The sequence below is a fragment of the Pseudomonas sp. St386 genome (genome assembly GCF_018325865.1).
Taxonomy (GTDB): Bacteria; Pseudomonadota; Gammaproteobacteria; order Pseudomonadales; family Pseudomonadaceae; genus Aquipseudomonas; species Aquipseudomonas brassicacearum.
Map to the genome: position 1 here is coordinate 3443701 of NZ_AP021900.1, position 14762 is coordinate 3458462.

The following is a 14762-nucleotide window of genomic DNA, read 5'->3' on the forward strand; positions in this document are numbered from 1 at the left end:
CTATACCTGTAGTTCCGGCCCCGCCTCGTGTGGCTTACAGGAGTGACAGCATGAAGTTTTCGTCGATGATCGGCACTGTTTGCATTGCCTCGCTCGCCTTGGCGGGTTGCTCCAGCAAAGTCACCCAGCCGGATGAGTACTCCGGGTTCCTGGGGGATTACAGCCGGCTCAAGGAAGAGAAGTCGCCGTCGGGGGCCGAGGTGATGCGTTGGGTCGATCCGAAGATCGACCCGGGCAAGTACACCAGTCTCTATATCGAGCCGACACAGCTTTACCCCAAGCCGCAGCCGACCGTGAAGATCCCCCAGGCCACGCTGTCCGGTATCACCGCTTATTACGATCAGGCCCTCAAGCGGGAAGCGGGAAAGTCCTTGCCCCTGGCGACAGCTCCTGGGCCGGGTGTATTGGTGATGCGGGCGGCCATCACGGCTGTCGGCAGCAAGACCGAAGGCTTGAAACCTTATGAGGTGATCCCGATTGCGCTGGTGGCGGCCGCTGTCAGCACGGCCAGCGGCATTCGCGACCAGGAAACCACCCTGGGCACCGAAGCGGTTTTTCTCGATGGTGGCAACAACGCGGTGGTCGCCCAGGTGGTGCGCAAAGGCACGGGCAAGCCGTTGTCCAACGAGTCCCAGGTGATGAAGCCCGATGACGTCAAAGGGGTCATCGATGGCTGGGCGTCGGATTTGCATCAGTCGTTTCTGAAATTCAAGGCTAAATAACCACCGCCGTTACCTCACGCGCCGGCGTCCAAACCACGACTTTTTATGTCCAACCATAGGTCGCGCAAGCATTTCGTGGTTAACTCCGGCCTCACCATTTTCAAACCTGTCAGAAGGAATCCGTTCATGGCTCAAGTCACCCTCAAAGGCAACCCGGTCCAAGTCAACGGCCAGTTGCCACAAGCCGGTTCCAAGGCGCCAGCCTTTTCCCTGGTTGCCGGCAATCTGTCGGACGTTTCCCTGAAGGACTTCGCCGGCAAGCGCAAAGTGCTGAACATTTTCCCAAGTGTCGACACGCCGACCTGCGCCACCTCCGTGCGCAAGTTCAATGCCCAGGCCAACGGCCTGACCAACACTGTGGTGCTGTGCATCTCCGCCGACCTGCCGTTTGCCCAGGCGCGTTTCTGCGGTGCCGAAGGCCTGGAAAACGTCCAGAACCTGTCGACCCTGCGCGGTGCCGAGTTCATCCAGGACTACGGCGTGGCAATCGCTGATGGCCCGCTCAAAGGCCTGACCGCCCGTGCCGTGGTGGTGCTGGACGAAAACGACACCGTGCTGCACAGCGAGCTGGTCAAGGAAATCGGTGAAGAGCCAAACTACGACGCTGCGTTGGCCGTTCTGAAATAAGGTATTTATTACAATTGTTAACGGCCTGGCCCTGTCCAGGCCGTTTTCTTTTGTGCTTCAAGGTGTTAGCCGACTATGTGCCAGGTAAGCCCAACGTAAATTGCCGGTAAAGGCGCTTTGCTAAACACCCGCCAGTGCTTATCGTTCAGCCTCCCGTAAAAGAAGTCCACGCGCCCAATGGTTGATCACTCCATGCAATCCTCTGTTTCCCGCAATTCCCGTCGCTGGCTGTTCGGCCTGTTTATCGTATTGGTGGTCGCGGCGCTGGCCTGGAAGTTCTGGCCCAGTGGCTCGGCGCAGAAGCCTGGGGCAGGGGATAAAGCCGCGGCGGGGCACATGGGGCGCTCGGGTGGCATGCGGCCAGGGTTCGGTGGGGCTACGGGGCCGATTCCGGTGCGGGTGGCGCCGGCGGTGACCGGGGATTTCCCGCTGTACTACAAGGCGCTGGGCACGGTCACGGCCCTCAATACCATCAACGTGCGCAGCCGCGTGGGTGGCGAACTGGTCAAGATCGCTTTCGAAGAAGGGCAGATGGTCAAGGCCGGGGACCTGCTGGCCGAGATCGACCCGCGTCCGTACCAGAACGCCTTGCTCCAGGCCGAAGGCACGCTGTTGCAGAACCAGGCCCAGTTGAAAAATGCCCAGGTAGACTTTGAGCGGTATCGCGGCCTGTACGCTGAAGACAGTATTGCCAAGCAGACCCTCGACACCGCCGCGGCGCTGGTGGGTCAGTACCAGGGCACGGTCAAGACCAACCAGGCGGCGGTCAACGACGCCAAGCTCAACCTCGAATTCACCAAGATCCGCGCGCCCATCTCCGGGCGGGTCGGCTTGCGGCAACTGGATATCGGCAACCTGGTGGCGGCCAACGACACCACGGCCCTGGCAGTCATCACCCAGACCCAACCCATCAGCGTCGTGTTCACCTTGCCGGAAAACAACCTCGACACGGTGCTCGCCCGTTATCGCAGCGGGGCGAAACTGCCAGTCGAAGCCTGGGACCGGGGCGATGTGAAGCTGCAGGCCAGCGGCGTGCTGCAAAGCCTGGACAACCAGATCGATGTCACCACCGGCACCTTGAAGTTCAAGGCCCGCTACGAGAACCGCGACCAGTCGCTGTTCCCCAACCAGTTCGTCAATGTCCGCCTGCTGGCCGACACCCTCAAAGGCGTGACCCTGGCGCCGACGGCGGCCATTCAGTTCGGCACCAATGGCACCTTCGTCTATGCCCTGGATGGCGACAAGAAGGTCACCATCAAAAAGCTGAAGATCGGCGCCAGCGACGGTGCGAACACCGTGATCACCGAAGGCCTGGTCGCCGGTGACCGGGTGGTGCTCGAAGGCACCGATCGCTTGAAGGAAGGCAGTGAAGTGGAAGTGGTCAGCGACAGCCAGGAAGTGCCCACCACGCCGACCGAGCACCTGCAGGGCAAGTCCGCAGCGGTGCCCGCTGAGCCGGTTGCGGCCGACAAGGCGAAAAAGGGCGGCGCATGAATCTCTCGCGGCTGTTCATCCTTCGCCCGGTCGCCACCACCCTGAGCATGCTGGCGATCATCCTGGCCGGCCTGATCGCCTATCGGCTGCTGCCGGTGTCGGCATTGCCCCAGGTCGATTACCCGACCATCCGTGTGATGACCTTGTACCCGGGCGCCAGTCCCGATGTGATGACCAGCGCGGTGACCGCGCCCCTGGAGCGCCAGTTCGGACAGATGCCGGGCCTGACGCAAATGGCCTCCACCAGTTCCGGTGGTGCGTCGGTGATTACCCTGCGCTTCAACCTCGACATCAACATGGACGTCGCCGAGCAGCAGGTGCAGGCCGCGATCAATGCGGCCACCAACCTGCTACCCAAGGACCTGCCGGCACCGCCGGTGTACAACAAGGTCAACCCGGCCGATACCCCGGTGCTGACCCTGGCTATCACGTCCAAGACCATGCTGCTGCCCAAGCTCAATGACTTGGTGGACACCCGCATGGCGCAGAAAATCGCCCAGATCAGCGGCGTCGGCATGGTCACCATCGCCGGTGGCCAGCGCCAGGCCGTGCGAATCAAGGTCAATCCCGAGGCCCTGGCGGCCAACGGCCTGAACCTGGCGGATGTGCGCACATTGATCGGCGCCTCCAACGTCAACCAGCCCAAGGGCAACTTCGACGGCCCGACCCGGGTCTCGATGCTCGACGCCAACGACCAGTTGACCTCGCCCAAGGATTACGCCGAACTGATCCTGGCCTACGCCAACGGTGCGCCGTTGCGGCTTAAGGACGTCGCGCAGATCGTCGATGGCGCCGAAAACGAACGCCTTGCCGCCTGGGCCAACGAAAACCAGGCCGTGCTGCTGAACATCCAGCGTCAGCCGGGGGCCAACGTCATCGAAGTGGTGGACCGGATCAAGGCCCTGCTGCCGAGCATCACCGACAACCTGCCGGCCGGCCTGGATGTCACCGTGCTGACCGACCGCACCCAGACCATCCGCGCATCGGTCACCGATGTGCAGCATGAGTTGCTGATCGCCATCGTGCTGGTGGTCATGGTGACCTTCCTGTTCCTGCGTCGCGTCAGTGCCACGATCATTCCGTCGGTGGCTGTGCCGTTGTCGCTGATCGGCACCTTTGGCGTGATGTACCTGGCCGGTTTTTCCATCAACAACCTGACCCTGATGGCCCTGACGATTGCCACCGGTTTCGTGGTGGACGATGCCATCGTCATGCTGGAGAACATCGCTCGCTTCATCGAGGAGGGCGACAGCCCGCTGCAGGCAGCACTCAAGGGCGCGAAGCAGATCGGCTTCACGCTGATATCCCTGACGCTGTCGCTGATCGCCGTGCTGATCCCGCTGCTGTTCATGGCCGATGTCGTGGGACGGCTGTTTCGCGAGTTCGCCATCACCCTGGCGGTGGCGATCCTGATTTCCCTGGTGGTGTCCCTGACCCTGACGCCGATGATGTGCGCCCGCTTGCTCAAGCGTGAGCCCAAGGAAGCAGAGCAGGGCCGTTTCTACCGAGCCAGCGGCGCCTGGATCGACTGGTTGATCGCCGCCTACGGACGCAAGTTGCAATGGGTGCTCAAGCACCAACCGCTGACCCTGCTGGTGGCGGTGGGCACCCTGGTGTTGACGGTGGTGCTGTACCTGGCCGTGCCCAAGGGGTTCTTTCCGGTGCAGGACACCGGGGTGATCCAGGGCATTTCCGAGGCGCCACAATCGATCTCCTTTGCCGCCATGAGCGAGCGCCAGCAGCAATTGGCGAAAGTGATCCTGGCGGACCCGGCGGTGGAGAGCCTGTCGTCCTACATCGGCGTGGACGGCGACAACGCCACGCTCAACAGCGGGCGCCTGCTGATCAACCTCAAGCCCCACAGCGAACGGGATGACAGCGCCACCGAGATCATTGCCCGCCTGCAGCCGCAACTGGATCGGCTGGTGGGCATTCGCCTGTTCATGCAGCCGGTGCAGGACCTGACCATCGAAGACCGGGTCAGCCGGACCCAATACCAGTTCAGCCTGTCGTCGCCGGACGCCGAATTGCTCAGCCTCTGGAGCGGGCGGCTGGTCGAAGCCCTGGCCCAACAGGCGGAGTTGACCGATGTGGCCAGCGACCTGCAGGACAAGGGTTTGCAGGTCTACCTGGTGATCGACCGCGACGCAGCCTCTCGCCTGGGCGTCTCGGTGTCGAACATCACCGATGCGCTCTATGACGCCTTCGGCCAGCGGCAGATTTCCACTATCTACACCCAGGCCAGCCAGTACCGCGTAGTGTTGCAGGCCCAGGCCGGGGAGCGGATCGGGCCGCAGGCGCTGGACCAGATTCACGTCAAGACCACCGACGGCGGGCAGGTGCGGCTGTCGAGCCTGGCCCGGGTCGAAGAACGCCAGGCGCAACTGGCGATTGCCCACATTGGCCAGTTCCCGGCGGTGATGATGTCGTTCAACCTGGCACCGGGCGTGGCCCTGGGGCATGCGGTGGACGTAATCGAAAAGGTCCAGCGGGACATCGGCATGCCGGTGGGCGTGCAGACCGAGTTCCAGGGCGCGGCCCAGGCATTCCAGGCCTCGCTGTCGAGTACCTTGCTGCTGATCCTGGCGGCGGTGGTGACCATGTACATCGTCCTGGGCGTGCTGTACGAAAGCTACATTCACCCGATCACCATTCTTTCCACCTTGCCCTCGGCGGCCATCGGCGCCTTGCTGGCCTTAATTCTCAGCGGCAATGACCTGGGCATGATCGCGATCATCGGCATCATCCTGCTGATCGGCATCGTCAAGAAAAACGCGATCATGATGATCGACTTCGCCCTCGACGCCGAACGCAACCGGGGCGTCGACCCGCAGACGGCGATCTATCAGGCTGCATTACTGCGCTTCCGTCCGATCCTGATGACCACCCTGGCGGCCTTGTTCGGTGCAATACCGCTGATGTTCGCCACCGGTTCCGGCGCCGAACTGCGCCAGCCTCTGGGGTTGGTGATGGTCGGTGGGTTGTTGGTGAGCCAGGTGCTGACGTTGTTCACTACCCCGGTGATCTACCTGTATTTCGATCGACTGGGGCGCCGGTTTGCCAGGCCCGATGGGAAAGAGGTGCAGGTATGACGGCGACGCCCGAAATCCTGGGGCATTTGTGGCGAGGGAGCTTGCTCCCACATAGCGGGAGCAAGCTCCCTCGCCACAACAGCCTGCTCATTGAAGCCTGGAGCGGCTGCTGATGAACCTGTCCGGTCCATTCATCAAGCGTCCGGTCGCGACCATGCTCCTGAGCTTCGCCATCATGCTGCTCGGTGGTGTGAGCTTCGGCCTGCTGCCGGTTTCGCCGCTGCCGCAAATGGATTTCCCGGTGATCGTGGTCCAGGCCAACCTGCCAGGGGCCAGCCCCGAGGTGATGGCTTCAACGGTGGCTACGCCCCTGGAGCGTTCCTTCGGCGCTATCGCCGGGGTCAACACCATGAGCAGCCGTTCCAGCCAGGGTTCTACCCGCGTCATCCTGCAATTCGACCTGGACCGTGACATCAACGGTGCCGCCCGGGAAGTGCAGGCGGCCATCAATGCGTCGCGCAACCTGTTGCCCAGCGGCATGCGCAGCATGCCGACCTATAAGAAGGTCAACCCGTCCCAGGCGCCGATCATGGTGCTGTCGCTGACCTCGGATGTGTTGAAAAAGGGCCAGCTCTACGACCTGGCCTCGACCATCCTGTCCCAGAGCCTGTCCCAGGTCTCGGGCGTCGGCGAGGTACAGATCGGCGGCAGCTCGTTGCCGGCGGTGCGCATCGAACTGGAGCCGCATCTGCTCAACCAGTACGGCGTGGCCCTCGATGACGTGCGCACCGCTGTTGCCGATAGCAACGTGCGCCGGCCCAAGGGGTCGGTGGAGGACGATCAGCGCATGTGGCAGGTCCAGGCCAACGATCAACTGGAGAAGGCCAAGGACTACGAAACGCTGATCATCCGTTACCAGGATGGCTCGGTACTGCGGCTCAAGGACGTGGCGAAAGTCACCGACAGCGTCGAGGATCGCTACAACAGCGGTTTCTTCAACAACGATGCCGCCGTGTTGCTGGTGATCAACCGCCAGGCCGGGGCCAACATCATCGAGACGGTCAACGAGATCAAGGCGCAACTGCCGGCGTTGCAGGCCGTGCTGCCGGCCAGCGTCAAGCTGAACCTGGCCATGGACCGCTCGCCGGTGATCAAGGCCACCCTGCATGAAGCGGAAATGACCTTGCTGATCGCCGTGGCCCTGGTGGTGCTGGTGGTGTTCCTGTTCCTCGGCAACTTCCGCGCCTCGCTGATCCCGACCCTGGCGGTGCCGGTGTCGCTGGTGGGCACGTTCGCGGTGATGTACCTGTACGGTTTCTCCCTGAACAACCTGTCGTTGATGGCGTTGATCCTGGCGACCGGGTTGGTGGTGGACGATGCCATCGTGGTGCTGGAGAACATCTCCCGGCATATCGACGAAGGCGTGCCGCCGATGAAGGCCGCGTACCGGGGAGCCGAGGAGGTGGGTTTCACCTTGCTGTCGATGAACGTCTCGCTGGTGGCGGTGTTCCTGTCGATCCTGTTCATGGGCGGCATCATCGAGAGCCTGTTTCGCGAATTTTCCATCACGCTGGCGGCGTCCATCGTCGTTTCGCTGGTGGTCTCGCTGACCCTCACGCCGATGCTCTGCGCCCGTTGGCTCAAGCCTCACGTGCCAGGGCAGGAAAACCGCTTGCAGCGCTGGAGCCAGCGGCTCAATGAGCGCATGGTCCGTGGTTACGCCATCAGCCTGGACTGGGTGCTGCACCATCGGCGCCTGACCTTGTTGAGCCTGCTGGTGACCATCGGCGTGAACGTCGCGTTGTACGTGGTGGTGCCGAAAACCTTCATGCCGCAGCAGGACACCGGCCAGTTGATCGGTTTCGTGCGTGGCGACGACGGGCTGTCGTTCAACGTGATGCAGCCGAAGATGGAGATCTTCCGCCGCGCCGTGCTCAAGGACGAGGCGGTGCAAAGCGTCGCCGGTTTCATCGGTGGTAACAACGGCACCAACAACGCCTTCATGCTGGTGCGCCTCAAGCCGATCAAGGAGCGTAATATTTCTGCACAAAAGGTCATCGAGCGCCTTCGTAAAGAAATGCCCAAGGTTCCCGGCGCTCAGTTGATGTTGATGGCCGACCAGGACCTGCAGTTCGGTGGCGGTCGCGAGCAGACCACCTCGCAGTATTCCTACATCCTGCAAAGCGCCGACCTGGCGTCGCTGCGCGCGTGGTATCCCAAGGTCGTGGCGGCCTTCCGGGCCTTGCCGGAACTCACCGCCATCGATGCCCGTGACGGTGGTGGGGCGCAGCAGGTGACGCTGGTGGTGGACCGCGACCAGGCCAAGCGCCTGGGCATCGACATGGACATGGTCACCGCGGTGCTCAACAACGCCTACAGCCAGCGGCAGATCTCGACCATCTACGACAGCCTCAACCAGTATCAGGTGGTGATGGAGGTCAATCCCAAGTACGCCCAGGACCCGAGCACCCTCGAGCAGGTTCAGGTGATCACCGCCGATGGCGCGCGCGTACCGCTGTCGGCCATTGCCCACTACGAGAATAGCCTGGAGGACGACCGGGTCAGCCATGAAGGCCAGTTCGCGTCCGAGGGCATTTCCTTCGACATGGCCGAAGGTGTCACGGTGGAGCAGGGCACCGCGGCCATCGAGCGGGCACTTGCCAAGCTTGGATTGCCCGAGGATGTCATTGCGAAAATGGCCGGCACCGCCGATGCGTTCGCCGCCACCCAGAAGAGCCAGCCGTTCATGATCCTCGGGGCGTTGCTGGCGGTGTACCTGGTGTTGGGTGTGCTCTATGAAAGCTACATCCATCCGCTGACCATCCTGTCTACGTTGCCATCGGCCGGGGTCGGCGCATTGCTGTCGATCTACGCGCTGGGTGGCGAGTTCAGCCTGATCTCACTGTTGGGGCTGTTCCTGCTGATCGGCGTGGTGAAGAAAAACGCCATCCTGATGATCGATCTGGCGCTGCAACTGGAACGTGCCGGGCAGACGCCGCTGGAGTCGATCCGCAGCGCTTGCCTGCTGCGGTTGCGGCCAATCCTGATGACCACGCTGGCGGCGATCCTTGGCGCCTTGCCGTTGCTGCTCGGTGCTGCCGAGGGCTCGGAAATGCGCCGGCCATTGGGCCTGACCATCATCGGTGGGTTGGTGTTCAGCCAGGTACTGACGCTCTACACCACCCCGGTGGTTTACCTATATCTCGACAAACTGCGCCATCGCTTCAATCGCTGGCGCGGCGTGCGCACTGATGCTGCCCTGGAAACTCCGCTATGACCGATCGTTCGCCTTTCAATCTTGTCGCAACACTGGCGACTGCCCGTGGCTCGCGGGTGCTGAGCCTGGTGCTGTGCGTGGCGATGCTCAGTGCCTGCGCCGTCGGCCCGGATTATCAACGTCCCCAGGCTGCCGCCCCGGTGCAATACAAGGAGGCCCAGGGCTGGCGCCAGGCCAATCCCAGCGATGCGATGGCCAGGGGCGCCTGGTGGGAGCTGTACGGCGATGCGCAACTCAATGGCCTGGTGAACCAGCTCAATGCGTCCAACCAGACCGTGGCCCAGGCCGACGCCCAGTATCGGCAGGCCCGGGCACTGGTGCGCAATGCCCGTGGCGCATTTTTCCCTACCGTGGACCTGACCGTTGGCAAGACCCGCTCCAGCCAGGGCACCGGTAGCAGCAGTTCGAGCCTGAGCAGTTCGTCCAGCGGCATTCGCGATACCTATAACGCCCAGGCCGGCGTCAGTTGGGAGGCGGACGTGTGGGGCAAGTTGCGCCGCACCCTGGAAGCCGACGAGGCGAGCGCGCAAGCCAGTTTTGCCGACCTGGCGGCGATGCGTCTGAGCCAGCAATCGGAACTGGTGCAGAATTACTTGCAGTTGCGGGTGATCGATGAACAGAAACGCTTGTTGCAGACCACCGTCGACAACTATCAGCGCTCCCTGAAAATGACCGAAAACCAGTACCGCGCCGGGGTGTCTGGCAAGGACGCGGTGGCCCAGGCGCAAACCCAGCTCAAGACCGCCCAGGGCGACCTGATCGACCTGATCTGGCAACGGGCCCAGTTTGAAAACGCCATCGCCGTGCTGATCGGCCTGCCGCCCGCCGAATTCAACCTGGCCGAGACCCAGGACATCCCGTCATTGCCGCAAATTCCGGTGGCGCTGCCTTCGCAGTTACTCGAGCGCCGGCCGGATATCGCCTCGGCAGAACGCTCGGTGATGGCCGCCAACGCCAACATCGGGGTCGCCAAGGCCGCGTATTACCCGGACCTGACCCTGAGCCTCAGTGGCGGCTACAGCAGCAGCACCTACGACAACTGGGTGAGCGTGCCGAACCGCTTCTGGTCGGTAGGGCCACAACTGGCGATGACGCTGTTCGATGGCGGCCAGCGTTCGGCAGAGGTCGACCGTACCGTCGCGACGTATGACCAGACCGTCGCCACCTATCGCCAGACCGTGCTCGACGGCTTGCGCGAGGTGGAAAACTACATGATCCAGCTCAAGGTGCTGGAAGACGAAGCCCGCGTGCGCCAGGAGGCTCTGGACGCCGCCCGGGAATCCCTGCGCCTGACGCAGAACCAGTACAAGGCCGGGTTGATTGCCTACCTCGATGTGGTGACCGTCCAGGCCACGGCCTTGAGCAATGAACGCAGTGTGCTGAGCTTGCAGCAGAGCCGCCTGATCGCCAGCGTGCAATTGATTGCCGCATTGGGCGGGGGGTGGGACGGGCAGCTGCAGGCTAGCGAACAGGCTGCCGAGAACTGATACCCAACACTGTCCCTGTGGGAGCGAGCTTGCTCGCGAAAGCGGTGTTTCGGCTTGCAGAAATGTTGACTGAACTACCGCCATCGCGAGCAAGCTCGCTCCCACAACGACTTGCGGTGAGGTCAGTCCCGCTTTTGGCCGATGCACTGTCTACGTCCTGTCGCGATGGCTTGTTATAGTTCAAGCCTCTTTTCAGCCGGTAAAGGATCACTGCCATGTCGCAATACCAAGCGTTCAACGTCGAACTTGCAGACAACATTGCCCATGTGCAGATCAATCGCCCGGAAAAGATCAACTCGATGAACGCTGCGTTCTGGAGCGAGATCATCGAGATCTTCCAGTGGATCGACGACACCGATGCCGCACGGGTGGTGGTGCTGAGCGGTGCCGGCAAGCATTTCTCCTCGGGGATAGACCTGATGATGCTGGCGGGCGTGGCCAACGAGTTGGGCAAGGACGTAGGGCGCAATGCACGCCTGCTGCGGCGCAAGATCCTGCAACTGCAAGCCTCGTTCAACGCCGTGGACAACTGCCGCAAACCCGTGCTCGCGGCTATCCAGGGCTATTGCCTGGGCGGGGCCATCGACCTGATTGCCGCCTGCGACATGCGTTACGCGGCCGAGGACGCCCAGTTCTCCATCAAGGAGATCGATATCGGCATGGCCGCCGATGTTGGCACATTGCAACGCTTGCCCCGGATCATCGGGGACGGCATGCTGCGTGAACTCGCTTATACGGGGCGCACTTTTGGTGCCGACGAAGCGCGCAGCATCGGCCTGGTCAATCGTGTCTACAGTGACACCGCCAGCCTGCTCGACGGCGTGATGGGCATCGCCCGGGAAATCGCCGCCAAGTCGCCGATTGCCGTGACCGGCACCAAGGAAATGATCAGCTACATGCGCGACCACCGCATCGACGACGGTTTGGAATACGTCGCCACCTGGAACGCCGCCATGTTGCAATCGACCGACCTGCGCGTGGCCATGGCCGCCCATATGAGCAAACAGAAACCTGAATTTCAGGATTGATTGACCATGATTTCACGCTGGACCACCGCAGTACTCGATACCGCTCTTGCTGGCGGCTGGGCCGTCGCCCGCAGCCCTGAGGGCTTTCTGTTCGATGACAACGGCGCGCTGTTTCCCCGCGAATGGCTCAAGCGCCAAGACCTGTCGATCCTCGCCGAGCATGGCATCGGTCACCTGGATGGCGAGCCCGTCTACCTGCTGGAATTGCACAGCCTGCTGGACATCCCTGGCTGCAACTGGAAAGGCCTGCGGGCGTTCATGCTCGAGGATGACCACACGCTGTACAAAGTGTTGGGCTATGCCGCGCAGATCGGCACCTGGGCCCGCGAGCATCGTTTCTGTGGCAGTTGCGGCAAGCGCATGGGCCAGATTCCGTTGGAACGGGCCATGTATTGCGATGCCTGTGAGCTGCGGCACTATCCGCGGATTTCTCCGAGCATGATCGTGTTGATCACTCGCGGCGATGAAGTCCTGCTGGCCCGTTCGCCGCGTTTCGTCCCGGGCGTCTACAGCACCCTGGCGGGGTTTGCCGAGCCTGGCGAGTCGGCCGAGGATTGCCTGGTGCGCGAGGTTCGCGAGGAAGTCAGCATCGAGGTGAAGAACATCCAGTACATGGGCAGCCAGTGCTGGCCGTTCCCCCATTCGATGATGCTCGGTTTCCACGCTGAATATGCCGGTGGCGACATCGTGCCCCAGGAAGATGAAATCGAGGACGCGCAGTGGTTCAACGTCCATGACCTGCCACCGTTGCCGGCTTCGCGCTCCATCGCCCGCTACCTGATCGACCTGTATGTGGCGCGGCGCCTAGGCCACGCTGAACCAGTGCTGCCAGGCTAGGCGCACGGTCAAGCCCAGCACCACGGTGATGAACACCGGTCGGATGAACTTCGCGCCGCCGCTGATGGCGGTGCGAGCGCCGAAGAACGCGCCGATCATCACCGACACGCCCATGCTCAGGCCGATGACCCAGTCCACTTGCCCGGAAAAGATGAACACCGACAGCGCGGCGATGTTGCTGACGAAGTTCATGCTACGGGCCACGCCGCTGGCCTTGACCAGGTCGATGGGGTAGAGCAGCAGGCTGCTCACAGTCCAGAACGCCCCCGTACCCGGCCCGGCCACGCCATCATAGAAGCCCAGGCTGAAGCCTTGGGGCGACTGCCATGTCTTCTTGATCGGTGCGTTGCTGTCCAGCGGTGCCTTGGGCGTGCCGCCGAACAACAGGTACAGGCCACAGGCGAAGACGATCACCGGCAGCATCTTGTTCAGCCACTCGGCGGGCAAGTAATGGGCGACGATGGCGCCGGTCAGGGCCCCGACCAGGGTGCCGACGAGGGCATGAGTCCACTGCCTTGGGTGGAACAGCTTGCGCTTGTAGAAGGTGAAGCTGGCCGTCGCCGAGCCGAAGGTCGAGCTGAGTTTGTTGGTCCCCAGGACCAGATGAGGCGGCAAGCCTGCCGTCAGCAGGGCTGGCGTGGTCAGCAACCCACCGCCACCGGCAATGGCATCGATGAAACCGGCAATGAACGCGACAACAGCAAGGATAGCGAGGGTAGTGAGGTCAACGCTGAGTTCAAAAGGCATGGAATAGGCTTATTTAGCAGGTCGCAGAAGGGCTGCGGGGAGGGCCGGTATGTTACCCATAATGGTGCAGGGCTGCGACAGCCGGTTGGGGCGTTGCACTGTAAGATCCCACAACCCCGCAAATCGCCCGTGGCGTGGGAGCATGCTCTCGCTGGGCTGCGCAGCAGTCCCAAAAGGCTTCCTGATATCTGCCTGGCACACCGAGACCGCTGGACAATTTTTTTTTGAAATCAAGGGGTTGTCAGCCTGGGCAAATGAGTACATAATTGCGCCCATCGAACGCACTGGGACGTAAAAAATCTCAATGTTTTCAAGGAGATAGCGGCGCCTAGATGCCCTGTATCCTGATCAGGTTTGTACCGCGGTTGATGTGGCAGCATTGCATCAAACGTTCTGAGGCCGAATAGCAAAATGGTTATGCAGTGGATTGCAAATCCACCTACGCCGGTTCGATTCCGACTTCGGCCTCCACTTTTAAAAAGCTCTGTAGATCTATGATTTACGGAGCTTTTTTATTTTCGAAGCATTGAAAGCTTTTGTATTGAAAAGGACATGAGCTACCTTGCTTCGCAGGGGAGGGATGTATATATTCCCCCTCTTGCTGCACCAGCCAGAACATCGGCCACTGGATTTTGCCGACGTTCCCATGGCTAACCGCGCTACCGCCCGAATGGCGAAACTGGTAGACGCATGGGACTTAAAATCCCCCGCTCGTAAGGGCGTGCCGGTTCGATTCCGGCTTCGGGCACCATCTAAAATCAAGGGTTTGCGAGCGAAAGCTAATGCAAACCCTTGTTCGTTTCCGCTTCTGAAAACTGCTGCGGAAACGGAGCCCAAGCCTGCGGGTATTTTCAAGCGCAAGCCTCTACACTCGGCGTTGAGATTAGCAAGGTGAGTGGCTGGTGGTTACGTCCTCCAGCCCTTGCCCAGTACGCTAATCCTTTGACCATGGAGAGGTAACGAGTGAAAACGATCGCAACGATGAGTCTGTTGGCCTTGATGAGCAGCAGCGCTGTATGCGCTGGGGAGACAACCTCCGTTGATGGGAAAACGCTAGCCGTGAACTTTGGCGAGCCGACCGTCAAGCAGGTTCTGCACTATCGGAAAATGTACGATAAGAAGCCCTTTCCCGACGCGGAAATTTATTACTACAGCAACGGTTTGTACAAAATCATCTCTCAGGGAGAAAATCATTACGGTGTCTACGTCTTGCAGGGCCAGCACACCGACGAGACATACACTGTGAAGTTCATCTCCCTGCCTTCCCCTGACTGGGGCAATAAAACGGCGTATCACCAGCTCACCTTTATTCGAGGTGATGCACAAAACGTATTTATCCAGAACGCAATTGTCGACACCGGCGAGGCGATAGCCCAGCAGAACGGGACCTATACGCAGGAAGAAAATACCGTGGTCAACCCGATCAGTACCGCCTGGCAGAAAAAGTGAGCCCGTTGCCCTCAGCGGCTTGATGGCAGATTTCTGGCAATTTTGTGATCATCTAGTATTTA

Annotated in this window: 10 protein-coding genes and 2 tRNA genes; 11 read left to right on the plus strand and 1 reads right to left on the minus strand. The window is 61.4% G+C overall.

Annotated elements, in window-relative coordinates:
- The first annotated feature begins 50 nt into the window (after positions 1 to 50).
- From KI235_RS15110 to nudC, 8 genes are all read left to right on the plus strand, one after another.
- Positions 51 to 722 (plus strand): DUF3313 domain-containing protein, encoded by a 672-nt coding sequence (locus tag KI235_RS15110; RefSeq protein WP_003201727.1) that lies wholly within the window; start codon positions 51 to 53, stop codon positions 720 to 722.
- 126 nt (positions 723 to 848) lie between these two features.
- Positions 849 to 1349, plus strand: a complete 501-nt coding sequence (gene tpx, locus KI235_RS15115; protein WP_013693326.1) for a thiol peroxidase — start codon at positions 849 to 851, stop codon at positions 1347 to 1349.
- A gap of 177 nt (positions 1350 to 1526) precedes the next feature.
- Positions 1527 to 2843: an MdtA/MuxA family multidrug efflux RND transporter periplasmic adaptor subunit gene (locus KI235_RS15120; RefSeq protein WP_069970839.1), complete on the plus strand. Its 1317-nt coding sequence runs from the start codon at positions 1527 to 1529 to the stop codon at positions 2841 to 2843.
- Positions 2840 to 5935 (plus strand): MdtB/MuxB family multidrug efflux RND transporter permease subunit, encoded by a 3096-nt coding sequence (locus KI235_RS15125; protein WP_003201732.1) that lies wholly within the window; start codon positions 2840 to 2842, stop codon positions 5933 to 5935. The genes KI235_RS15120 and KI235_RS15125 overlap by 4 nt, the downstream gene beginning before the upstream one ends.
- A gap of 112 nt (positions 5936 to 6047) precedes the next feature.
- Positions 6048 to 9152, plus strand: a complete 3105-nt coding sequence (locus tag KI235_RS15130) for an efflux RND transporter permease subunit (protein WP_013693328.1) — start codon at positions 6048 to 6050, stop codon at positions 9150 to 9152.
- On the plus strand, positions 9149 to 10639 hold the full coding sequence (locus KI235_RS15135) for an efflux transporter outer membrane subunit (RefSeq protein ID WP_212795120.1): 1491 nt from the start codon (positions 9149 to 9151) through the stop codon (positions 10637 to 10639). Before KI235_RS15130 ends, KI235_RS15135 begins: the two co-directional genes overlap by 4 nt.
- Positions 10640 to 10854: 215 nt before the next feature.
- Positions 10855 to 11667: a crotonase/enoyl-CoA hydratase family protein gene (locus tag KI235_RS15140; protein WP_003201737.1), complete on the plus strand. Its 813-nt coding sequence runs from the start codon at positions 10855 to 10857 to the stop codon at positions 11665 to 11667.
- A gap of 6 nt (positions 11668 to 11673) precedes the next feature.
- Positions 11674 to 12504 carry an NAD(+) diphosphatase gene (gene nudC / locus KI235_RS15145; protein ID WP_013693330.1) on the plus strand — a complete coding sequence of 277 codons (831 nt, stop codon included), beginning with the start codon at positions 11674 to 11676 and terminating at the stop codon, positions 12502 to 12504.
- Here the strand turns inward: nudC and KI235_RS15150 are convergent.
- Positions 12472 to 13251 (minus strand): TSUP family transporter, encoded by a 780-nt coding sequence (locus KI235_RS15150; RefSeq protein ID WP_013693331.1) that lies wholly within the window; start codon positions 13249 to 13251, stop codon positions 12472 to 12474. The genes nudC and KI235_RS15150 overlap by 33 nt on opposite strands.
- A 397-nt stretch (positions 13252 to 13648) precedes the next feature.
- On the opposite strand from KI235_RS15150, the gene KI235_RS15155 reads away from it, so the two are divergent.
- From KI235_RS15155 to KI235_RS15165, 3 genes are all read left to right on the plus strand, one after another.
- Positions 13649 to 13722 (plus strand) — tRNA-Cys (locus KI235_RS15155).
- A gap of 193 nt (positions 13723 to 13915) precedes the next feature.
- Positions 13916 to 14002 (plus strand) — tRNA-Leu (locus KI235_RS15160).
- A gap of 230 nt (positions 14003 to 14232) precedes the next feature.
- Positions 14233 to 14700: a hypothetical protein gene (locus tag KI235_RS15165; protein WP_032833317.1), complete on the plus strand. Its 468-nt coding sequence runs from the start codon at positions 14233 to 14235 to the stop codon at positions 14698 to 14700.
- The last annotated feature ends 62 nt before the right edge of the window (positions 14701 to 14762 follow it).

Excerpts from the sequence above, each read along its gene's own strand:
- KI235_RS15110 (WP_003201727.1), top strand. The coding sequence starts at position 51 with ATGAAGTTTTCGTCGATGATCGGCACTGTTTGCATTGCCTCGCTCGCC.
- tpx (WP_013693326.1), top strand. The coding sequence starts at position 849 with ATGGCTCAAGTCACCCTCAAAGGCAACCCGGTCCAAGTCAACGGCCAG.
- KI235_RS15120 (WP_069970839.1), top strand. The coding sequence starts at position 1,527 with ATGGTTGATCACTCCATGCAATCCTCTGTTTCCCGCAATTCCCGTCGC.
- KI235_RS15125 (WP_003201732.1), top strand. The coding sequence starts at position 2,840 with ATGAATCTCTCGCGGCTGTTCATCCTTCGCCCGGTCGCCACCACCCTG.
- KI235_RS15130 (WP_013693328.1), top strand. The coding sequence starts at position 6,048 with ATGAACCTGTCCGGTCCATTCATCAAGCGTCCGGTCGCGACCATGCTC.
- KI235_RS15135 (WP_212795120.1), top strand. The coding sequence starts at position 9,149 with ATGACCGATCGTTCGCCTTTCAATCTTGTCGCAACACTGGCGACTGCC.
- KI235_RS15140 (WP_003201737.1), top strand. The coding sequence starts at position 10,855 with ATGTCGCAATACCAAGCGTTCAACGTCGAACTTGCAGACAACATTGCC.
- nudC (WP_013693330.1), top strand. The coding sequence starts at position 11,674 with ATGATTTCACGCTGGACCACCGCAGTACTCGATACCGCTCTTGCTGGC.
- KI235_RS15150 (WP_013693331.1), bottom strand. The coding sequence starts at position 13,251 with ATGCCTTTTGAACTCAGCGTTGACCTCACTACCCTCGCTATCCTTGCT.
- KI235_RS15165 (WP_032833317.1), top strand. The coding sequence starts at position 14,233 with ATGAGTCTGTTGGCCTTGATGAGCAGCAGCGCTGTATGCGCTGGGGAG.